General features: G+C 62.9%; 23 protein-coding genes and 1 pseudogene. 17 read left to right on the top strand and 7 right to left on the bottom strand.

Annotation, left to right across the window (positions count from 1 at the left end):
- The 3 genes and pseudogenes from H7C86_RS14305 to H7C86_RS14295 form a co-directional block, all read left to right on the top strand.
- A pseudogene (locus H7C86_RS14305) lies at positions 1-300 on the top strand (hypothetical protein); the annotation flags it as partial.
- A 24-nt stretch (positions 301-324) separates the two neighbouring features.
- Entirely contained in the window at positions 325-1,983 is a 1,659-nt protein-coding gene (locus H7C86_RS14300) for an ABC transporter substrate-binding protein (RefSeq protein ID WP_182261710.1), read from the top strand.
- On the top strand, positions 1,980-2,855 hold the full coding sequence (locus H7C86_RS14295) for a TIGR03619 family F420-dependent LLM class oxidoreductase (RefSeq protein WP_182261709.1): 876 nt from the start codon (positions 1,980-1,982) through the stop codon (positions 2,853-2,855). Before H7C86_RS14300 ends, H7C86_RS14295 begins: the two co-directional genes overlap by 4 nt.
- Here the strand turns inward: H7C86_RS14295 and H7C86_RS14290 are convergent.
- Entirely contained in the window at positions 2,846-3,406 is a 561-nt protein-coding gene (locus tag H7C86_RS14290) for a TetR/AcrR family transcriptional regulator (protein WP_021333934.1), read from the bottom strand. The two genes, H7C86_RS14295 and H7C86_RS14290, sit on opposite strands and share 10 nt — an antisense overlap.
- 131 nt (positions 3,407-3,537) lie before the next feature.
- On the opposite strand from H7C86_RS14290, the gene H7C86_RS14285 reads away from it, so the two are divergent.
- Positions 3,538-4,554, top strand: coding sequence for a hypothetical protein (locus H7C86_RS14285; protein ID WP_182261708.1), 1,017 nt, complete (start codon positions 3,538-3,540; stop codon positions 4,552-4,554).
- A gap of 40 nt (positions 4,555-4,594) precedes the next feature.
- Here H7C86_RS14285 and H7C86_RS14280 read toward each other — a convergent pair whose 3' ends face one another.
- Together H7C86_RS14280 and H7C86_RS14275 are read right to left on the bottom strand one after the other, a co-directional pair.
- The gene (locus tag H7C86_RS14280) at positions 4,595-6,526 is read right to left on the bottom strand and encodes an acyl-CoA dehydrogenase (RefSeq protein ID WP_046379830.1); all 1,932 of its coding nucleotides are present in this window, start codon (positions 6,524-6,526) and stop codon (positions 4,595-4,597) included.
- Between the two features lie 59 nt (positions 6,527-6,585).
- Positions 6,586-6,933, bottom strand: coding sequence for a hypothetical protein (locus tag H7C86_RS14275; protein ID WP_046378214.1), 348 nt, complete (start codon positions 6,931-6,933; stop codon positions 6,586-6,588).
- A gap of 110 nt (positions 6,934-7,043) precedes the next feature.
- Here H7C86_RS14275 and hemL point away from each other — a divergent pair, with 110 nt between their 5' ends.
- The 7 genes from hemL (at position 7,044) to H7C86_RS14240 (ending at position 14,983) form a co-directional block, all read left to right on the top strand.
- Entirely contained in the window at positions 7,044-8,369 is a 1,326-nt protein-coding gene (hemL, locus tag H7C86_RS14270; protein WP_046379831.1) for a glutamate-1-semialdehyde 2,1-aminomutase, read from the top strand.
- A 67-nt stretch (positions 8,370-8,436) separates the two neighbouring features.
- The gene (locus H7C86_RS14265) at positions 8,437-9,096 is read left to right on the top strand and encodes a histidine phosphatase family protein (RefSeq protein WP_003941868.1); all 660 of its coding nucleotides are present in this window, start codon (positions 8,437-8,439) and stop codon (positions 9,094-9,096) included.
- Positions 9,093-9,698 carry a TlpA disulfide reductase family protein gene (locus H7C86_RS14260; RefSeq protein ID WP_003942071.1) on the top strand — a complete coding sequence of 202 codons (606 nt, stop codon included), beginning with the start codon at positions 9,093-9,095 and terminating at the stop codon, positions 9,696-9,698. Before H7C86_RS14265 ends, H7C86_RS14260 begins: the two co-directional genes overlap by 4 nt.
- 2 nt (positions 9,699-9,700) lie before the next feature.
- The gene (locus H7C86_RS14255; RefSeq protein WP_003941906.1) at positions 9,701-10,549 is read left to right on the top strand and encodes a cytochrome c biogenesis CcdA family protein; all 849 of its coding nucleotides are present in this window, start codon (positions 9,701-9,703) and stop codon (positions 10,547-10,549) included.
- Complete coding sequence (locus H7C86_RS14250) at positions 10,546-12,210, top strand: cytochrome c biogenesis protein ResB (protein ID WP_182261707.1); 1,665 nt, start codon at positions 10,546-10,548, stop codon at positions 12,208-12,210. Before H7C86_RS14255 ends, H7C86_RS14250 begins: the two co-directional genes overlap by 4 nt.
- Entirely contained in the window at positions 12,207-13,169 is a 963-nt protein-coding gene (ccsB, locus tag H7C86_RS14245; RefSeq protein ID WP_182261706.1) for a c-type cytochrome biogenesis protein CcsB, read from the top strand. The genes H7C86_RS14250 and ccsB overlap by 4 nt, the downstream gene beginning before the upstream one ends.
- Before the next feature lie 470 nt (positions 13,170-13,639).
- Positions 13,640-14,983 carry an AAA family ATPase gene (locus tag H7C86_RS14240; RefSeq protein WP_372461247.1) on the top strand — a complete coding sequence of 448 codons (1,344 nt, stop codon included), beginning with the start codon at positions 13,640-13,642 and terminating at the stop codon, positions 14,981-14,983.
- A gap of 25 nt (positions 14,984-15,008) precedes the next feature.
- On the opposite strand, the gene H7C86_RS14235 is transcribed toward H7C86_RS14240, so the two are convergent.
- The gene (locus tag H7C86_RS14235) at positions 15,009-15,215 is read right to left on the bottom strand and encodes a hypothetical protein (protein ID WP_019744349.1); all 207 of its coding nucleotides are present in this window, start codon (positions 15,213-15,215) and stop codon (positions 15,009-15,011) included.
- Between the two features lie 164 nt (positions 15,216-15,379).
- Positions 15,380-15,592, bottom strand: coding sequence for a BldC family transcriptional regulator (locus tag H7C86_RS14230; RefSeq protein WP_003942029.1), 213 nt, complete (start codon positions 15,590-15,592; stop codon positions 15,380-15,382).
- 291 nt (positions 15,593-15,883) lie between these two features.
- Here H7C86_RS14230 and H7C86_RS14225 point away from each other — a divergent pair, with 291 nt between their 5' ends.
- Positions 15,884-16,270, top strand: coding sequence for a DUF4229 domain-containing protein (locus tag H7C86_RS14225; protein ID WP_019744347.1), 387 nt, complete (start codon positions 15,884-15,886; stop codon positions 16,268-16,270).
- A complete protein-coding gene (locus H7C86_RS14220) occupies positions 16,267-17,370 on the top strand; it encodes a PLP-dependent cysteine synthase family protein (protein WP_019744346.1) in 1,104 nt (367 codons plus the stop codon). The genes H7C86_RS14225 and H7C86_RS14220 overlap by 4 nt, the downstream gene beginning before the upstream one ends.
- Here the strand turns inward: H7C86_RS14220 and H7C86_RS14215 are convergent.
- On the bottom strand, positions 17,268-17,891 hold the full coding sequence (locus H7C86_RS14215) for a GNAT family N-acetyltransferase (RefSeq protein WP_063314764.1): 624 nt from the start codon (positions 17,889-17,891) through the stop codon (positions 17,268-17,270). The genes H7C86_RS14220 and H7C86_RS14215 overlap by 103 nt on opposite strands.
- A 122-nt stretch (positions 17,892-18,013) precedes the next feature.
- Here H7C86_RS14215 and H7C86_RS14210 point away from each other — a divergent pair, with 122 nt between their 5' ends.
- Genes H7C86_RS14210 through H7C86_RS14195 form a run of 4 tightly spaced genes read left to right on the top strand, consistent with a single transcriptional unit; the run spans position 18,014 to position 20,059 of the window.
- Complete coding sequence (locus tag H7C86_RS14210; RefSeq protein ID WP_003941959.1) at positions 18,014-18,751, top strand: 1-acyl-sn-glycerol-3-phosphate acyltransferase; 738 nt, start codon at positions 18,014-18,016, stop codon at positions 18,749-18,751.
- A 54-nt stretch (positions 18,752-18,805) separates the two neighbouring features.
- A complete protein-coding gene (locus tag H7C86_RS14205; RefSeq protein ID WP_003941869.1) occupies positions 18,806-19,057 on the top strand; it encodes an HTH domain-containing protein in 252 nt (83 codons plus the stop codon).
- Positions 19,058-19,062: 5 nt separating this feature from the next.
- A complete protein-coding gene (locus H7C86_RS14200) occupies positions 19,063-19,629 on the top strand; it encodes a Clp protease N-terminal domain-containing protein (protein ID WP_182261704.1) in 567 nt (188 codons plus the stop codon).
- A gap of 49 nt (positions 19,630-19,678) precedes the next feature.
- Positions 19,679-20,059 carry a phage holin family protein gene (locus H7C86_RS14195; protein WP_003941998.1) on the top strand — a complete coding sequence of 127 codons (381 nt, stop codon included), beginning with the start codon at positions 19,679-19,681 and terminating at the stop codon, positions 20,057-20,059.
- A 12-nt stretch (positions 20,060-20,071) separates the two neighbouring features.
- On the opposite strand, the gene H7C86_RS14190 is transcribed toward H7C86_RS14195, so the two are convergent.
- Positions 20,072-20,941, bottom strand: coding sequence for a 1,4-dihydroxy-2-naphthoate polyprenyltransferase (locus H7C86_RS14190; RefSeq protein ID WP_019744341.1), 870 nt, complete (start codon positions 20,939-20,941; stop codon positions 20,072-20,074).
- Positions 20,942-20,967 lie beyond the last annotated feature (26 nt).

The following is a 20,967-nucleotide window of genomic DNA, read 5'->3' as shown; positions in this document are numbered from 1 at the left end:
GCGACCGACACGCCGTGCCTACCGTGCCTTCATCCTGATGCGGCGCTAGAGATAAACTTCAACTTCGTGCTGCAGAACTTCTGGGTCGAGTCTCTCGACTACAACCGCACGAACATCTACATCAACAATCACACCGCGAAGCTCAACGACGACGGCACCATGACAATCGTCGTAGCGGCGAAGGATCCGGGTTACGGCAACTGGATCGACACCGATTCGCATGCCGAGGGCACATGGGCGCTGCGCTGGATCAAGGCGGACTCGCACCCGATCCCGACGTCGAAGGTAGTCAAGATCTGACACGCTGACGGAGATTGGGAACGTATGTACACCAAGAAGATTAGGTTCGGCCCTCGCTTTGTCGCGCTCGGGCTCGCCGGTGCATTGATGTTGGCCGGCTGCGCGTCGAGCAGTGGGGACAACTCGGGATCGGCTTCACCGAGCAGTAGTGGCGCAGCTGGTTTTGTGGGCGCCCCAGATGTGGGGGAGCGGATCGACGGCGGTGTTCTCACCTTCGGGTCCTATTCGTTCCCTTCCTCGTTGGACCCCACGAGAACGCAAGCCGCCGGTTCGACCGGCGGAACCGAAATGGCCGCGATTTACGACACGTTGGTACGCAGCGACTCCACAAACGGGAGCTTCGTGCCACAACTCGCGAAGACACTGTCGAACAACAGCGACTTCACTTCGTACACCGTCACTTTGGCTGATGGCCTCACCTTCAGCGACGGAAGTCCGCTCGACGCGGAAGCAGTCAAGTGGAGTATCGATCGATTCGTGGCAGGCAAGGGTGATGTATCGCAGACCTGGCTCAACATCGTGGACCGGATAGAGACGCCCGACGCCACCACAGTCGAATTCGTGCTCGAGCGGCCCTGGCGTCAATTCCCGGCGCTGTTGTCGCTCGGGCCCGGAATGATCGTTGCGCGAAGTTCAGGGGGAGAGGCAGGGTCGGTTTCAGGAACCGGGGAGGGAGCGTTCACACCGATCGGGGCGGGTCCGTTCACCTTGGCCAAGTTCGCCCCGCACGAAGAACTGGTACTCGCCGCACGCACGGATTATCAGGGCGGTAAACCTCCACTGGACACAGTGCGGTTTGTTCCCACGTCGGGTGCGCAGTCTCAGTACGAATCGTTGAAGAGCGGCCAGATCGACATGACGTACATCCTCCGCGACGAGGCCGTGATCGAACAAGCTCTCGACGACGGATACTCGGGTTACCTCAGTCCGACCGGACAGAACGGGATCGGCACGATCAACAACCGTGAGGGCAAGCCCGGGGCCGATGTTCGCGTCCGTCAGGCGATCGCCTACGGGGTGGATCCGGCGGCGGTCAATACCCGGGCGAACAACGGATTGGGCACCGCCAGTTCCGAACTGGTCCCGCAGACGTCACGTTGGTACAACAACACAGCAGGCATTCCGTTCGATCAGGTGAAGGCAAAGGCGCTGCTCGATCAAGCGAAGTCCGACGGGTACGACGGGAAACTCCGCTACCTCACCACCTCGGAGCCGAGCCAACAGGCGACGGCACTGACGGTTCAGGCGTCGCTGAACGCGATCGGTTTCGACGTCACCATCGACTACGCGACCGATGTGACCGATCTGGTTCGACGGGTATACAAGGACCACGATTTCGACATGACCAGAGGTGGCGCTCCGGTCGGAGAAGAAGCGCCGTACCTCAATTTGTACAACAGTATGGCCAGTGATTCGAAGAACAACCCGTCCGGCTTCGCGGACCCGGAGATGGACGCACTGATCACAGCTGTGCAGACGGCGCCGACGGACGATGCTGTCCGTGAGGCGATCAGCAAGGTGCAGGAGTACGCCAACGCGACTGCGCCTTACGTGATCTGGGGGCCGGCGTCGGTGTTGACCGCATGGGACGGCAACGTTCACGGCGTCGTTCGCAACATCACCGACATCATGTTCTTGGGCGGCGCTTGGATCTCGCCTAACGGCGAAACGGTGGAACGATGAAGTGGTCCTTGGCCGGTGCGATGATCGACGCCCTGGAACTGTGCGAGTTGGCGCAGGTCGCCGAAGAGGTGGGGTTCGACGGAATCGCGATGCCGGATTCCGTGTTCTATCCGGAGCAGGTGTCGGCTCCGTATCCGTACACCGCTGACGGCAAGCGGATGTGGGCACCCGAGACGCCGATGCCCGATCCGTTCATTGCGATGACGGCAATGGCAGCCGTCACGTCGCGAATTCGGTTTTACACCAATGTGTTCAAACTTCCACTGCGCGATCCGCTGTTGACGGCCAAGCAGGTATCGACCATGGCCGTGATGTCGCGAAACCGCGTCGCTCTCGGCGTCGGTTTGTCCTGGATTCCCGAGGAATTCACCTTCACCGGGACCGAGATGCGCACCCGCGGTGCGCGTACCGACGAAGCCATCGAGATCATCAAGGCGGTGTGTGCGGGACGTGGACCGGAATGGGTCGAATACCACGGCAAGCACTACGATTTCGACGCTCTGATGATCAGTCCGGCTCCGGAGATTCCGGTTCCGATCTACATCGGTGGGCACAGCGAACCGGGGTTGCGTCGTGCAGCCAGGCTGGCTGACGGTTGGATGTCGGTGAACACGACCAAAGCCGAATTAGCCTGCGCTATCGATCGCCTCACGGAATTGCGGGTCGAGTACGGTCGTGCCGATGTTCCTTTCGGCGTCAACGTCTCGCCGACGGATGTTCGTGAGCTGGACGGATATCGCGAACTCGAGACTCTCGGAGTCACGGAAATCAGAGTGTTGCCCTGGTATCGCTACGGAGTTGACGCCGGTGATCGTCAGGGGCGACTCGACTCCATTCGGCGGTTTGCCGAGGAGGTCATCACTCAGTACTGATCGATCAGCGTCTGCATCGCCCGGCCGTAGAGTTTTGACAACTCGTCGCGATCTGCGGACTGGGGGATGCTCTCGTCGCTGAGGACGCTCAACAGGCCGGACACCTGGGCGGAGACCAGGAGTGCGCGGGTGTACGCGTCTTCGCCGTCGAGGCGAGCGGCGAGATTGGTGGCAAACGTGCCTGTCATCTCGCGCAGTCGCTCCCGGATGCGTGGACTGTCCGACGCTCGCGTGAGCGCTGTGTACACCGACAGCATCCGGGCGTCGGCCTTGCCCAGGACGAAGACTGCGATCCGCTCACCGAGGGTGTCGAGTGGGCCGTCGAACTGACCTTCGAAGTAGTCCGCAACCGGAGTGGTTTCCAGGAACAGCGCTTCCTTCGACCCGAAATGCCGGATGACCAGGGCCGGATCGATTCCGGCAACTTTGGCGATGGCGCGAACTGACGTGCCGCCGAACCCGTGCTCACCGAATAGTTGGAACGCTGCGGCGCGAATCGCCTCGGACGTCGAGGGCTGTTCCTGCTCTGGTGTGTGCTTCGTGGATGTCACGACATCGACCTCTGTGCTCGCTCGCCGACCTCGTTGTCAACGGCGTTGACTCTAACGTGTCAACAGTGTTGACTGTTGAGTCTGTCAACGGTGTTGACAGCTAGATGCGGTTAGTGAAGAGAGTGTGAAATATGATAGATACCGATGTCCGCGTTCCCAGTGAAGAGGTCGTCGATCCGCCGACCAACTGGAAGATGGTGGGCAGTGGACTCGCGTTTCCGCTGTTCTTCGTCATCATGTTCTGCCTGTGTTACGTCAGCGCGTTCCACTCGCCGATGCCGAACCAGGCACCGATCGTGGTGGTTGGTCCAGCATCTGTGACGGCGTCGTTGATCGAGGGAATCGAAGCCACGTCTGGCGACAAATTCGACCTCGTCGCCACAGAGAACTCGGCTGACGCGATCTCGCGCATCGACAACCGTGACGCTATCGGCGCCGTCGAGATCGGTGACACCGTGACCGCACATATCGCCACCGGTGCGGGCGCCTCGACGGTTTCCGTGGTGATCAGCTTGGCGCATTCCGTCGCGGAGCAGACGGGGCAGCAGGTCACGGTGATCGACTCGGCGCCCGTCACGGCGCGCGACTCCTCGACCGTCGGGCTCTTCTACTTCCTGATCGTCTGCACCCTCGGTGGCTACCTGACCATCACGGTGCTCAGTCAGGTTGCGCCGAGAATGCGGCTGCGAGAGCAGTATTCGATCCTGGCCGGTGCGGCGATACTCACCCCGCTCATAGCCTTCGGAATCACCAGCATCTTCATGCACGCCTTCGGGGCGTCGGTCGGTCAGATCCTGCAACTGCTGGGGATCTCGATGCTCTACACGTTCACCGTCGGTGCGGTGAGCATCCTGCTCAATCGACTGCTCGGCCAAGCCGCGATCTTCGCGGTGCTGACGGTGCTCGTCTTCATCAACTTCCCGAGTTCGGGTGGTGCCATTCCGGTGTCGTTCCTGCCCGGATTCTGGCAGCACATCCATTCGTTCTGGCTCGGATCAGCGGCCATGGAGCCCATCCGCTCCGTCATCTACTTCGATGGGAACGGCGCCGGACCGCACCTGCTCGTTCTGGGTATCTGGCTGGTCGCGGCACTCGGCCTGACCGGACTGCTTGCCTCTCGGCAGTCGAAAAAGACGGCAGCGCAATAAATGTGGTGGGGCCGGCGACTGCCGACCCCACCCGAACCCTTTACTTCAGCCGTACCGCGTCCGTGCCCGGTCCGTCGAGCATCGCGGACCCCAGCAGGATGTCCGGAATGCCGAACCCGTCGATCAGCGTCTCGACGTGGGGACGCAGGGTGCGGCACCGCTCGTTGATCCCGCGCGTCACGGCCTTCGAACGCTCCACCGACAGATGCCGGTGCTCCATGAACCAGGCCTTGTCCTCCTCGATGACGGACAGTGCGTAGAGGTCGCACACCTCGCCGAAGAGTTCCTTTGCGGTCTCGTCCTCACACGAGTCGATGCCGGCGACGAATGCTTCCAGGATGACGCGCTCGATGTGCGCCTGAGCGGCTTTGAGTACGTGGTCCTGCACGAAGTTGAACGCGTCGAACGGGTTCTCCTCGCGCTTCTGCGCTGCCTGCAATCGCCTTGCCGCAGTGGCGAGTAGGTACTCCTCGCGGTCCTCGAACATCTTCATCTGGGTGCCGCGGTTGAAGAGGCTGCCGTCCTCTTCGTTGTCCTGGCGAGTGTCGACGATCGTCTGCAGGATCTGCTGCGCCGCCGTGCGCTTCTTGACCACGTCGGAGACCGTCGTTGCCGCGAACCGCATCCAGTCGACCGGGCTCATGCCGCGGACTTCGTCGGCGTACGAGGTGAGGAGTTCTTTTGCGACCAACTGCGTCAGAACGTGGTTGTCACCCTCGAACGTGGTGAAGACGTCGGTGTCAGCCTTGAGTGCGGTGAGGCGGTTCTCGGCGAGATAGCCTGCGCCACCACAGGCTTCGCGTGCTTCTTGGATTGCCCGGGTGGCATGCCACGTGTTGGCGGCCTTGAGTCCGGCGGCGCGACCTTCGAGTTCGCGCTGCTCCTGCGGATCCGGGTCGTCGCTGCTCTGGATGTCGTGCATCGCGGCGACGAGTTCGTTCTGTGCGAACTGCAGAGCGTACGAGCGGGCGATCAACGGCAGCAGACGCTTCTGATGGACGAGGTAGTCCATGATCAGGACCTCGTCGTCACTCTTCGGAGCACTGAACTGCCTGCGCTGCAGGGCATATCGACCGGCAATGGCCAATCCCACGCGGGCGGCCGCTGCCGCCGAACCACCGACGGTGACACGTCCACGAACCAATGTGCCGACCATCGTGAAGAACCGACGGTTCGGGTTCTCGATCGCCGAAGTGTACGTGCCGTCCTCGGCGACGTCGGCGTAACGGTTGAGCAGGTTCTCACGCGGGATGCGGACCTGGTCGAAGACGATGCGGCCGTTGTCGACTCCGGGCAGTCCACCCTTGAGCCCGCAGTCGGACGTCGTCACTCCGGGGAGGTCGTTGCCGGCGTCGTCACGAATCGGCACGACAAAGCAGTGGACGCCCTGGCTTTCGCCTCCGGTGATCAGCTGTGCGAACACTGCCGCGACAGTGGCGTGCTGGGCAGCGCCGCCGATGTAGTCCTTGCGAGAAGACGGAGTGGGGGAGTTGACGACGAACTCGCCCGTCTCGACGTCGTAGGTTGCCGTGGTTTCGAGTTCCTGGACGTCGCTGCCGTGACCGGTCTCGGTCATCGCAAAGCAACCGAGCAGGTCCAGGTCGATCAGCGGCTTGACGTACGCCTGGTGGTGACGCTCGGTGCCGAGGTTTTCGATGGCGCCGCCGAACAGTCCCCACTGCACGCCGGCCTTGACCATCAGTGAGAGGTCGGACATCGCGAGCATCTCGATGCTGGTGACGGCGCCACCCGCGTCGCCCGTTCCGCCGTGAGAGACCGCGAAACCGTTTGCGGCGTAGCCGAGATCGGCGAGGACCCGCATCTGTTCGAGAGCCTTGGAGCGCGCAATGGCGGTGTTGGGTGTGTAGTGCGGAGCAAAACGTTCGTCGTTCAATTCGCCGCGAACGCGCTCACGCACCTCCCGCCAGCGTCCGTCGAGTGTTGTCCTGAGGTGGTCCGCTGTGGTGGCCATGGAACCGACGATAGCGCGTAGCGCACCGCGGGCAACCCGGTTCGATCCCAACCTCACATTCAGCAGGAGCCCGCGGCACCCGCTTCGATTCCTTGGCGGAAGAGTTCCTTCTCGCTCTCGGACATAGCCTGGTACGAAGGGTCGTTCTCGACGATCTTCAGGAAGTCGGCGCCCGCTGTCTGTGTCGACGTGTCGCCGCTCTGAACACGCTGCTGAACGTAGACGGACACTGCCGAACACCCGCCGAGAAACGCCGGGTCGGTGCTCGTTGCCGCGGTGGTTCGAGCCGAGTCTGTGGCGTTCGGCGGCGACGAAACTGTCGCCTTGTCGTCGTTCGAAGCGTCCGAACCACACGATGTGAGAAGAATCGCAGCCGAGACCATCAGCGTCGTCAACAGTCGCTTCATGCTCGGAATCGTCTCACGTGGGGCCCGGTTCGACCGGAAAACTCGCCTCGAGCACCGAAGTCCTACACCCTGTCGTTGTCAGATTCGACAGAACTGGGACACTGGAAGCCGTGACTGTGTCTTCCGGTGATCCCGACGTGCATGCAACGAACTCCGCTCGGCTCTTCGAACGTGCCGGCAACGTGATTCCGGGTGGCGTCAACTCGCCCGTCCGCGCGTTCGGTTCGGTCGGCGGAACACCGCGATTCATTCGCGAAGCATCCGGCTACACCCTCACCGACGTCGACGGAAACAACTACGTCGACCTGGTGTCGTCCTGGGGTCCGATGATTCTCGGGCACGCTCACCCGGCAGTCGTCGAAGCCGTTCGCGAAGCAGCGCTCGGCGGTCTCTCCTTCGGTGCGCCGACCGAAGGCGAAGTTGCCCTCGCCGAGGAAATCGTCGCCCGCGTCGCGCCCGTGGAAAAGGTTCGCCTGGTCAACTCCGGAACCGAAGCCACGATGAGCGCAGTCCGCCTCGCCCGCGGATTCACCGGACGCACCAAGATCATCAAGTTCTCCGGTTGCTACCACGGCCACGTCGACGCCCTTCTCGCCGACGCCGGATCGGGCCTCGCGACGTTCGGGCTGCCGACCTCGCCCGGCGTGACCGGCGCTCAAGCCGAAGACACCATCGTCGTCCGCTACAACGATCTAGATGCAGTCGCCGCGGCGTTCGCCGCCAACCCCGGCGCCATCGCGTGCGTCATCACCGAAGCTGCCGCCGGAAACATGGGCGCCGTCGCACCGCTTCCCGGTTTCAACGAGGGTCTGCGTCGTCTCACCCGTGAGCACGGCGCACTCCTGATCATGGACGAGGTGATGACGGGATTCCGCGTCAGCACCTCGGGTTGGTACGGCATCGACAACGTCGCAGGCGACCTCTACACCTTCGGCAAGGTCATGAGCGGCGGCCTGCCTGCCGCAGCATTCGGCGGCCGCGCCGACATCATGGGTCACCTCGCGCCGGACGGTCCCGTCTACCAGGCCGGCACCCTCTCGGGTAACCCAGTGGCCGTCGCCGCCGGACTCGCGAGTCTGCGCGCCGCCGACGCCGAGGTGTACGCCAAGCTCGGCCGGAACGCGACCGCCCTCGGCGACCTCATGACCCAAGCCCTCACCGCCGAAGGCGTCGAACACCGTGTGCAGTACGCCGGAACCTTGGTGAGCGTGTTCTTCACCGAGAACACGGTGACCAACTACGACGAAGCCAAAGCCGCGCAGACCTGGCGATTCCCCGCCTTCTTCCACGCGTTGCTCTCCCGCGGCGTGTACCCGCCGCCGAGCGCGTTCGAAGCGTGGTTCGTCTCCGCTGCACTCGACGATCGAGCATTCTCGATCATCGCCGACGCCATGCCGCACGCCGCCAAGGCCGCAGCTGCTGCCGTCAAGCCCTGACACGTTCAAGCTCGAGCAACAACCGCACGCTTCCGACATCCATCTTCTTCAGCGAGGACCCTCGACTGTGACCGACGCCGATCACCCCGACCACACGTCCACCCGCACCATCGTCCACGTCCTTCGCCACGGCGAAGTTCACAACCCGCGCGGGATCCTCTACGGACGGCTCCCGGGCTTCCGGTTGTCGGTGGCGGGCGAAGCCCAGGCTCGTGCGGTCGCGTCGGTGCTCGCCGATCACGACATCACCCACGTGGTCGCGTCGCCGCTGCAGCGCGCACAAGAGACCGCGACGCCGATCGCCGAGGCACACAAGCTCGACATCGTCACCGACGAAAACCTCATCGAGGCAGGCAACGAGTTCGAGGGTCTCAAGGTTGCCGTCGGGGACGGTGCGCTCTCACGTCCGCGTCACTGGTGGAAATTGCGTGACCCGTTCACCCCGTCCTGGGGCGAGCCCTACCTGCAGATCGCTCATCGCATGCTCGCAGCCGTCAACGCCGCACGCGTCGCGGCAGTCGGACACGAAGCCGTCGTCGTCAGCCATCAGCTTCCGGTCTGGACACTGCGTCGATTCCTGCAGGGCGAGCGTCTCTGGCACGATCCCCGTCACCGTCAGTGTGGACTGGCCTCGTTGACCTCACTGGTCTACGAAGGCGACACCCTGGTCGACATCGTCTACTCCGAACCTGCCGGTGCCTCCGACCCGAGAGTGACAGGAGCATGATTTCGCGCCGCATCGCCGCAGCATTCGCAGCCGCTGCGTCGGCGATGCTTCTTCTCTCGTCCTGCGCGACCGGCGATGACGCCGTCGCACAGGGCGGAACTTTCGACTTCGTCTCACCGGGCGGGCAGACCAAGATCTTCTACGATCCACCGTCCGACCGAGGCACCATCGGCAAGCTCTCCGGGCCCGATCTGATGAACGAAGGTCAGAAGGTCGGCGTCGACGACTTCGAGGGCAAGGTCGTCGTCCTCAACGTCTGGGGTCAGTGGTGCGGGCCGTGCCGCGCCGAAGCCGACGACCTGGAACAGGTCTACGAGCAGACCAAGGATTCGGGCGTGCAGTTCCTCGGCATCAACGTCCGCGACGACACCAAGAACAAAGCGCAGGACTTCGTGGTCGACAACAAGGTCTCGTACCCGTCGATCTACGACCCGTCGATGCGTTCGCTGATCGCCCTCGGTGACGGCTACCCCACGTCGGTCATTCCGACGACGATCGTCCTGGACCGCCAGCATCGCGTCGCCGCGGTGTTCCTCCAAGAACTTCTCGCCGAGGATTTGCTGCCCGTCGTCCAGCGAGTAGCTCAGGAAGACGCGCAGTAAAGATGACAACCACGACCACCACGCTGCTGGCAGGCAGCGACACACTGAGTGCCGGTGTGGGCGAAGCGTTTCAGAACGCGGCGTCGTCCGGTCCGCTTCTGCTGGCCCTCGGCGCCTGTGTGCTCGCCGGTCTGGTGTCGTTCGCTTCACCGTGCGTCGTGCCGCTCGTTCCCGGCTACCTGTCCTACCTGGCCGGCGTCGTCGGTGCCGACGCCCCCGCGATCACCGCGGACGAGGCGAGGACCCGGACGATCACCCGGAGCAGCCGCCTGAGGGTCGCCGGTGCGGCCGGACTGTTCGTCGCCGGCTTCACCGTCGTCTTCGTTCTCGCGACCGCGTCGGTGTTTGGCGTGATCTCGACTCTGCTCGTCAACCGCGAGGTCCTGATGCGCGTGGGCGGTGTGGTCACGATCGCGATGGGCCTGGTGTTCATCGGACTCATCCCGGCGCTGCAGAAAGACGTCCGTTTCGAACCGCGTCGTGTGTCGTCGCTGGTGGGGGCGCCGCTGCTCGGGGGAGTGTTCGCGCTGGGGTGGACGCCATGCCTCGGGCCGACGTTGGCAGGCGTGATGTCCGTAGCCGCGGGAACCGACGGGATGACCGCCGCGCGCGGTGTCACCTTGATCGTCGCGTACTGCATCGGACTCGGCCTGCCGTTCATCATCTTGGCGCTGGGATCGGCGCGTGCGCTGACCGGCGTCGGCTGGTTGCGTCGTAATGCACGCACCATTCAAATTTTCGGCGGAATCATGTTGGTGGCAGTGGGAATCGCCCTCGTCACAGGCGCGTGGGACCAGTTCGTCGGCTGGGTTCGCGACGCATTTATCTCGGAGGTGACGCTGCCGATATGACAGCTGACGACAATAACGACAACCCGACACCCGTGCTGCCGAAGCAGTCGGTGATCGGTCGAATCGTTGCACTCGGGCGCAACACCTGGCGCGGGCTCACCTCGATGCGGACCGCACTGGTTCTGCTGTTCCTCCTCGCACTCGCTGCGATCCCCGGTGCCCTGCTGCCACAGCGAACCCTCAACGAGGGCAAGGTCGCCGACTACATCGCCGCGCGTCCGACGCTCGGTCCGTGGATGGACCGCCTCGAACTGTTCGACGTGTTCAGCAGCTTCTGGTTCACCGCGATCTACGCTTTGCTCTTCATCTCGCTGGTCGGCTGCATCCTGCCGCGTTGCGTGGAGCACGCGAAGGCGCTGCGCACCCGTCCGGTGAATGCGCCGCGCAATCTTGCTCGCCTGCCGCACCACACCCAGAGCGTCGTCGACGGCGAGACTCCCGACGAACTTGCTGCCCGGGTGTCGAAAGAACTGCGTGGGTGGCGCGTCGAAACGCGTCGCGGCGATACGAAATCACGACGCGAAGGCGAGATCACCATCTCGGCGGAGAAGGGATACCTCCGCGAATTCGGCAACCTCGTGTTCCACCTGTCCCTGGTCGGATTGTTGATCGCGATTGCCGCGGGCAAGTTGTTCGGCTACGAGGGCAATCGCATCGTCATCGCCAACGACGGCCCCGGATTCTGCACGACTTCGCCGGCAGTGTTCGACTCGTTCGTCGCGGGCCTGAGCCTCGACGGCACCGGCATGACTCCGCTGTGTGTCCGTGTGAAGAATTTCCAGGCCGACTACCTCGAGACCGGTCAGGCCGAGATGTTCACCTCGGACATCTCGTACCAGGCAGGCGACGACCTCGAGTCCGATACCTGGCGGGACACGACCATCCAGGTGAACCACCCGCTGCGGATCGCCGGCGATCGTGTGTACCTGCAGGGACACGGATACGCGCCGACATTCACCGTCACGTTCCCGAACGGTGAGACCCGCACCGAGACGCTCCAGTGGCGTCCGGACGACGCCACGACGTTCCTGAGTAGTGGCGCGATGCGTTTCGACCCGCCGGGCGGCATGTATCCCGATACGGACGAGCGCCGGAAGAACCAGATTGCCATCGAAGGATTGTTCGCGCCCACAGCGCTGTTCCACGGCAACCTGCTGTCGTCGAGTTACCCGGCGATGAACGATCCGGCAGTCGCCATCGACATCTACAAGGGTGATACCGGACTCGATACCGGTAACCCGCAATCGCTGTTCGAACTCAACACCGAACTGATCAATCAGGGCCGGCTGGTCAAGCAGGACCGAGTCAATCTGTTCCCGGGTGAGAGCGCGACGCTTGCCGACGGAACTCAGGTGCGATTCGATGGTGCCGTCGACTTCGTCAACCTGCAGGTCTCCCACGATCCCGCTCAGGTGTGGGTACTGGTTTCAGCGTTGACGATGATGGCGGGGCTACTCGTCTCGCTCGTGATCAAGCGTCGCCGCGTCTGGGCACGTATCTATCCAGATGACGAACGACGTACTGTAGTAGAACTTGGTGGGCTTGCCCGCACCGACCACGCAGGCTGGGGCGACGAGTTCGACCGCCTCGCCGACCGCTTGCTGAAAAGCAATCCGACCACCGCGGTGAACCAACCGCACGCGCAGGAGAATGCCCGATGACAACCAACGAGACACTCGCGCAGTACAGCGACTGGGCCTTCAAGTCCGCCTTCACCGTGCTCGTGCTGGCGTTTGTGCTGCTCATCGTGCAGTACGCGTCGGCCAGAGCCAAGGCGGTTCAGGACAAGGAACTGGTCTCCGCCGGCGGTGTCGACGCGTCCGTGCCTGGCAGGGTCGCGGAGACTCCGACCAAGTCGCTCTCGGAGCGATTCGGCGGAATGGGCCGAGCTGTCTTGGTTGTCGGAACGGTACTGATCATCGCGTCGATCGTGCTCCGCGGATTTGCGACGGAACGATTCCCACTCGGCAACATGTACGAATTCGTGGCGATGGCGTGTGCGGCGTCGTTGCTGGTCGGGCACGTCCTGCTGATCAAGCCGGCGTACCGTCCGATGTGGGTCTTCCTGCTGGTACCGGTTCTGATCTTGATGTTCCTCGCCGGCACAGTCCTCTACGCCGACGCGGCTCCCGTGGTGCCGGCGCTGCGCTCGTACTGGCTGCCGATTCACGTGACGATCGTCAGCGTCGGCTCCGGCATCTTCATGATCGGCGGTATCGCCAGCCTCCTGTTCCTGTTGCGACTGAAGTTCCCGCCCGGTGACGAAGGCACGAGCATCGGCGGCCGGATCGCGGAGCGACTGCCGGACGCCCAGACGCTCGACCGCTTGGCATACAAGAGCACGATCATCGCGTTTCCGCTGTTCGGCGCCGGCGTCATCCTCGGTGCCATCTGGGCGGAAGCTGCGTGGGGACGCTTCTGGGGTTGGGATCCGAAGGAGACGATGTCCTTCATCGCCTGGGTGATCTACGCGGCCTACCTGCATGCGAGGGCAACGTCCGGGTGGCGGGAGACGAAGGCCGCCTGGATCAACATCGCCGGTTTTGTTGCGATGCTGTTCAATCTCTTCATCATCAACATGGTCGTCTCCGGCTTGCACTCCTACGCGGGACTCACCTGATCCTCTCGAGGTACCGTGGGTGGCTGCCGACCGGTCTGTAGGTATTACCGGTAGGTACGTCAGGGGCGGGCAACAGTTACGATGCAGCTTGGCGAATTACTAGCTGTCTGGTAGCTGTGGGATCGACGAGGGGGAGCGGCGAGATGGCCGACAAGATTGAAGACGCCGGAGCAGGATTGTGGGAGCCGGTGCGCCCTGCCGAGCCGACGCGGCGCGAGCCGCGCGCATCCGCGCCCGAGCCGTCATCGGACTCGGTTCCCAGCGACGTTCGTAGTCTCTTCGTGGCCCCGGTCGACTCCGGGCCGCTCCAGCAAGTCGCCGGCCAGGCGCCCGGTGCACCCGCCGCTCCGCCGCCGACGACGACCCCAGCGGCTCCGGCGGCGCCGGTACCAGGTCCCAAGACGCCGGTCATCCAGTATCCGGCAGCACAGCCCGGCCCGATCAACGGCCAGTTCTCGACCTCGCCCGCGATGCCGATGCAGACCTACGAACCTACGAATCGTGCTGGGTCGGTTCCGGATTCGCGAACTGGCGCTCCGCAGCCTGTCCAGAATTCGCAGCCTGTCCAGAATCCGATGCCTGTCCAGAATCCGCAGCCTGTCCAGAATTCGCAGCCCAGTCCGACCGCGCATGGATCCGCGAGACCGCTCCAGCACCCGCAGGCACCTTTTTCGCCCGGCGTCCATCCGCCCAATCCCGCGATTCGGCAGTTCGGTCATCCCGGCGCTGCGCCGGTGCAGAACGGCCACGCCCTCCAGAATGGTCAGGCCGTGCCGATGGCCCCGCCGACGGCGCCACCTACTCGCGCTCCGATGCCGCAGACCGGACTCACCTCGGCTCCGGACAGTCGCTTCGAGTCCGCTCTCCCGATGACTGCGCAAGATCTCTCGGCTGCGCTCCTCGTCAAGCGGCCTGTCCGGCCTGCCCCGGTGGGTGGCTGGCGCAAGGCGCTGTACACGTTGTCCGGCCGATCGGTGAACCTCGGAAACGGTGCAAAAGAGCAGCACCTCGTCGAGTTGACGCGCCAGATCAACCAGCCGCTGCAGGGCTGCTACAAGGTTGCGGTGCTCAGTCTCAAAGGCGGCGTCGGAAAGACCACGACCACAGCGACACTGGGGTCGATGTTCGGCTCGATCCGCGGCGATCGCGTCGTCGCTGTCGATGCAAACCCCGACCGGGGAACGCTGAGCCAGAAGATCCCGCTCGAAACTCCGGCAACAGTGCGAAACCTGCTGCGCGACGAGAACAGCATCGAGAAGTACAGCGACGTCCGTGGCTACACATCGCAAAATCGACACCGGCTCGAAGTGCTTGCCTCCGACAGCGATCCAGCAGTTTCAGAGGCCTTCAGCGGTGGGGACTACACGCGCACGGTCGACATGCTCGAGAAGTTCTACAGCATAGTTCTGACCGACTGCGGCACCGGATTGATGCACTCGGCGATGCAGGCCATTCTCGAAGGTGCAGATTCGTTGATCGTCGTCAGTTCCGGATCCGTCGACGGTGCACGTAGCGCCTCCGCAACACTTGATTGGCTCGACGCTCACGGTTACAGCAGGCTGGTCGCCACGTCCGTAGCCGTCATCAACGCGGTACGGCCTCGCTCGGGCAAGGTTGATCTGCCCCGGGTCGTCGAGCATTTCGAGCAGCGCTGTCGAGCGGTGAGACTGATTCCGTTCGATCCGCATTTGGAAGAGGGCGCCGAAATCGATCTGGACCGGCTGCGTCCAGGTACTCGGGAAGCGGTGCTGGAGTTGGCTGCGGTGGTTGCGCAGGACTTTCCTGCCTCCCCGTTCGCGTTGCCGGGGCGGTAATCGGATAGCCGGGTGAGCCCGGACGCTACGTCGACGTGTCAGTCGGCGGTACGTCCGGCCCTTCCGTGCGCTTGCGTCGTGTTTGCTGGTTCACATTCCACAGGAATTCGGGATCGTCGTCCGGCCCGCGTACGCCGCTCACTGGGGTACGCGTCGACGGATCGGGCCCGAACGCCTTCCACATCAGAACGATCAATGTCACCAAACCCACCAACGCCAACAGATACAACACGGCGCACCTCCTCAGGGAACTGAAGTCGAGCCTACTCAGTCTCCGGCCCGCTTCACCAGAAGTGGTGCGGACAAGCGTTTTGGCTCAGTGCGCTAGTGCTGTATCTGTCGGGTACTGCAAGATCTGTCGGGTACTACAAGTACTTCGACGTGAGCTGAAGTTGCTCAGTTGTTGTCCGCTTCGGTGGTCAGCGAGCGCAGAAGCTGCATGACCTCGGTCTCACGGAATCGACGATGTCCTCCTGGTGTGCGAAGCGAGCCCAGTCGTCCTGCGTGTGCCCAGCGGGTCACGGTCTTGGGATCGACATGAAACAATGCCGCTACCTGTCCGGGCGTCATGAGTGCGTCTGCGGCGGTATTGAAGGTTGGTGCGCTCATTGTTAGGTCCTCCATGTTGATGTCGAACGTTTGACGAACAGTGATTCCGAACCGAGCAGTGATTCCGAACTTTGGTTCCGAACCGTTGTGTCGACCAGTTGCCAAAAACCTGCGTCGAGTTTGTTTCGAAGTCCTTCGCTCACATTCGACCGTTTTCTGAGTGGTAGCGCAATGTTTGCACAGATATAGCCGGGTAGTCGATCTTTCAAGATAAAGTAATGTTTAAGTAAAGGATAAAATGGATATAGCGGGCTCAGTCCCACCCGTATTCGGAATGGGTAACCTGAGAGGGTGAGTCAGTTGTCTGAAAACCCCGAAAATGTTCCTTCTGAGCCGGTCAAGGCCAGTAAACCCTCCGCAAACTCTGGGCAAGCAAAGTCGGCTGCCGGGCCGGTGACCAAGGGTCAACTGGCCCGCGACGTGGTGCTGTACTCGGTCGCTCGGCTGCTGCTTGTCGTCGTGATCGGTGCCGTCATCATCGGTGGCGGAAAGCTCGCCGGCACCGACGTTCCCCTGATCGTCGCGGCACTGTTCGCAGTTCTGATCGCGCTGCCGCTGTCGCTGCTGCTCTTCGCGAAACTGCGCAAGCGTGTCAATGCGGGCATCGCGGCGGTCGACGCCCAGCGTCGGTCCGATCGTGACGATCTTCGCTCCAAGCTGCGCGGAGACGGGCGGTGACCACGGAGTCGCTCGACGTCGACCGTCGGACCTCGCGCCAGTGGGTCGACAACGCGGTGCGGCTGATCGAAGCCGACGCGCAACGCAGCGCGGACACTCACCTACTGCGCTATCCGCTGCCGAGTAACTGGACCGTCCAGCTCTATCTGAAGGACGAGTCGACCCACATCACGGGAAGTCTCAAGCATCGACTCGCACGGTCGCTTTTCCTCTACGCGATCTGCAACGGCTGGGTTACCGAAGAGACCACTGTCATCGAAGCGTCGTCCGGTTCGACGGCTGTCAGCGAGGCGTATTTCGCGAAGTTGCTCGGCCTGGATTTTGTCGCGGTGATGCCCGCGAGCACGAGTCCCGCCAAGATCGCACTGATCGAGGCGCAGGGTGGACGTTGTCATTTCGTGAGCGATCCGTCCTCGATCTACTCGGAATCGCATCGGCTCGCGAGTGAGTTGAACGGTCACTACATGGACCAGTTCACCCACGCCGAGCGCGCGACGGACTGGCGTGGAAACAACAACATCGCCGAATCGATCTTCACTCAGCTCGAGCACGAGGAACATCCGATTCCCGACTGGGTGGTCGTCGGAGCCGGGACGGGCGGAACCGGCGCTACGATCGGCCGCTTTCTTCGCTATCGGAAATTCGACACGGGGCTGTGCGTGGTAGATCCGGAGCACTCCGTGTTCTTCGACGCGTGGCGAGCGAGCGATCCGTCGATCGTCGGTACACGGGGTTCCCGGATCGAGGGCATCGGCCGTCCGCGCGTCGAACCGTCGTTTGTCGGTCAGGTGGTCGACCGAATGATCAAGGTGCCGGACGCAGGCTCGATCGCGGCCGCCCGGCACGCCAGCACAGCCCTGGGGCGCAAAGTAGGTGGCTCGACGGGGACGAACCTGTGGGGAGCTTTTGCGTTGATTGCCGAGATGATGGCAGCCGGGCGCAGCGGCAGCGTCGTCACGCTGCTGTGTGACGGCGGAGAGCGTTACTCGGGGACGTACTACAACGACGAATGGGTGGCGTCGGAAGGGATCGACCTGCTCGGTCCGACGGCAGTGCTGGACGAGTTCGTACGTTCGGGTGCGTGGACGGCCAGTTCCTGAATCGCCGGCGCCGGACCGTGTGACGGGCGGCTCATCGTCACCCGCGGCCAGGCGTCCAGCCCGGACGACTGCTCGTCCGTTCTGATGCGTATCAGGCCGGGAGAGAGCGTGTTCTCGGCCAGACGCACGAACCCGAGTCGCTCGTAGTACGGCGCGTTCCACGGAACGTCGACAAACGTCGTCAGAGTCACGAGATCGTGGTGATGGTCCGCCGCCCATTCGGTGACGGCGTCGATCAGCTGAGCTCCGAGGCCTTTGCGGGCATGATCGGGGTGAACGGAAACCTGTTCGATATGTGCACCGCCGTCCACGATCTCGACGAGCGCATACGCAACGGGTACGTCGTTTGCGTCGGTCTGAACCCAGATGTGCTCGGCTGCGAGAAAATCGTTCAACTCGTCGAGCGTCGGCGGTGGATCGTCTGCGATGGCGTCCATACCGATGTCTCGGAACGGTTCGCCCGCGGCGATCTCGATCTGTTGCAGTGCGGGTAGGTCGGTGGATATGGCCGAGCGGATCACAGAAACCGTTTTACCTCGAGAGCGGAGTTTCTCCCAGCGCTACGCCTTCTGTAACCCAAACCTACGCAACCGTAGGTTGTGTATCGTTTGGTCAAGGGGCACTTCTCCAGCGAGGGCGGATCATGGGCAATCCTGAAGTTTCACTCGACAATTACGAGGCTGTGTACGAGTACTACCGCAGTCATCAGCAGAACCGATTTGTGGCGAAGCTCGCTTATGCCGCGTTGGCGCTGAAGTACCGCCCGCGAGTGAGGTACGCGCCGGGTGCGGAAGCCGCGCTGAAGACTCTGCTGGAACGTAAGACGCAGTTGGTCGTGGCAGTCAATCATCTGACCGAGAGCGACCAGTTCACGCTCGCCGCGACCGCGTGGCGTACTCCGTTGCGTCGAGTGATCGGACGGACACGGGTCCTCGCCAAAGACGAACTCTTCGTTGATCCTTCACAGCGCAAGAAGGTCGACATGATGGGCAGCATCCCGGTTTTTCGCAGCAAGAACTACGGCCTCCGTGCAGTTTCGGATGCCGGCCGAGTGATGATGGACGTCGCGGCCGAGCGGCTGGGCAACGGGGACTGTCTGGCGATTTTCCCGGAAGGGACGTGCAACACCGAAGATCCGACGCGGCTGCAGCACGTCAACAGCGGAATCGGCCACATCGTCGCGCGCGCCGAGAAGTTGGGATGCTCACCGGCCCTGGTGTCGATCGGCATCAATTACGGTCCGGTGGCCGGCGACGTCAAGGCTGCGAGTGTCTTTGTCGGAATGCCGGTGACCGAACTTCCGGACAAACCGATGGATATCGCCCGAACTGTGCAGGCTGACTTGCAGGTGGCAGTGAACGGAGCCGTCGCCGGATACTAGGCGTGCCTGTCAATTTTGGCTGACAGATTCCGGTAGTCAACCTAAATTGACATCATGACCGAAGCAACCTCTCTCGCTGCTGCCGCCGGTAGCCCGGATCCCACCGAGGGATTGCGTGCTGTTCGAGCGCTGCGTCGTCTACTCGAAAAACTCGAGGCCATTCAGGTCGCCAACGCGCGCCGTCACGGATGGTCCTGGCAGGCGATCGCGGAAGCTCTCGAGGTCAGCCGTCAAGCCGTCCACAAGAAATATGCGTCCGCGCAGTCGGAATCGATGCTGCGTTCACTGCGCGAGAAGGGCAGGTAATTGCCATGTTCGAAAGGTTCTCCGCACAGGCTCGTGGCGTCGTTGTCGATGCTGTCGCCGGATCCGGTCCGGTCACGCCGATGGAACTTCTGACCGCGCTGCTCACCTCTGATCGGGGCATCGCCACCGAGGTGCTCACCGAGTCCGGTGTCTCCCTCGACGTGATCCACCACGCCGGCGCCGGATCGAACGAAGGTAGCTCGAACAATCTCGACGACGACGCCGAGATACTCAAGTCGATCGGCATCGATCTCGATGCGGTTCGGGAAAGCCTCGAGCAGTCGTTCGGTGAAGGTGTGCTGGACGAGACGTCCGTGCCGGACGGTGTCGATACTTCGCGGAAAGGCCGATTCGGGTTTCCTCGTTCACGATTCGAGAAGGACTCCAAGAAGGTGTTGGAACTCTCGCTTCGTGAAGCGCTCGCGCACAAGGACAATCGAATCGGTGCCGAACACATCCTGCTCGGCATCCTGCGTGTCGCCGACGGGCCTACCCGTCAGGCCCTCGAAACGCAGGTCACGATGTCGGTGATCCGTGAGCGCTTGGAAGCGAAGATGAATCGCGCCGCCTAGATTCGGCACGGCTCCGCATGCACGGGGCGGGATGTGCCAGCATTCAGACATGACATTTCTGGCACGTCTCATCATCAACGGCATAGCCATCTGGCTGGCGTCGGCGTGGGTCACCGGCATCACGATCGCCAACCACGACAACGGCACCTGGGGCACGGTTCTCGTGATCGCGGTGATCGCTTTGATCTTCACGGTGGTCAACGCCTTCATCAAGCCGGTAGTGCAGCTTCTCTCACTACCGCTGCTCATCCTGACCCTCGGACTGTTCACGCTGGTGATCAACGCCCTGATGCTGATGCTGACGGCGTGGATCTCGTCCGGTACGTCCTACGGCTTGACGGTCGACGGCTTCTGGACGGCAGTCTGGGGCGCGCTGATCATCTCGATCGTGAACTTTCTGCTCAGCGCGTTCGTCCCCGACAACCGTTGAGTACGTCGACGTTCAGGCGAGACTGAGCGCAACTGCGGTCGCGGCACCCCAGACGAGCATGGCGAGTCCGGTGTCGCGCAACGCGGGGATCAGAGCCATTCCCTGACCCCCTGAACGCAGCGGGGCGTTGGCTCGGATTGCCAGTGGCAACGCCAGCAATCCGAGCAGGGCCCACGGAGTACGCAGGATCAGCAGCAAGGTCGCGACGAACGGGACGGCCAGCAGGATCACGTGCAGCGTGCGGGTCTTCGCGTCGCCGAGCCGGACTGCGAGAGTGATCTTTCCGGACTCGGTGTCGGTCGGGATGTCTCGAAGATTGTTGGCAACGAGCACCGCGCTCGAGAATGAACCGATGGCGATCGCGCCGGCCAGCCCGGCCAGATCCACCCGTTCGGCCTGTACGAATTGAGTTCCCAGCACTGCGATCAGCCCGAAGAAGATGAACACGGCGATCTCGCCGAACCCGCTGTATCCGTACGGCTTCTTGCCGCCGGTGTAGAACCAGGCACCGATGATGCAGAACACGCCGACCGCAACCAGCCACCAGGCTGTGGTCGCCGCCAGAACGAACCCGGCTACCGCGGCAACGGTGAAGCAGCTGATCGCTGCGGCCTTCACAGCTCCGGGACTGACCAACTTCGATCCGACCAAGCGCAGTGGCCCGACGCGGTCGTCGTCCGTTCCGCGGATTCCGTCGGAGTAGTCGTTCGCGAAATTCACCCCGACGATCAAGGCCAAGGAGACGATCAGTGCCAGGAGCGCCTTCCACCACACTGCGAGGTCCAGGGACGCCGCGGCTCCGGTGCCGACCAGCACGGGCGCAATCGCGTTCGGGAGTGTGCGCGGCCTCGCGCCTTCGATCCATTGAGCAGCTGTTGCCATACAACGATCTTTGCACTGTGCAATAC

Origin of the sequence: Rhodococcus sp. UFZ-B548 (genome assembly GCF_903819475.1) — a bacterium.
Taxonomy (GTDB): domain Bacteria; phylum Actinomycetota; class Actinomycetes; order Mycobacteriales; family Mycobacteriaceae; genus Rhodococcus_F; species Rhodococcus_F erythropolis.
This window is presented reverse-complemented; position numbering and strand designations above follow the sequence as displayed.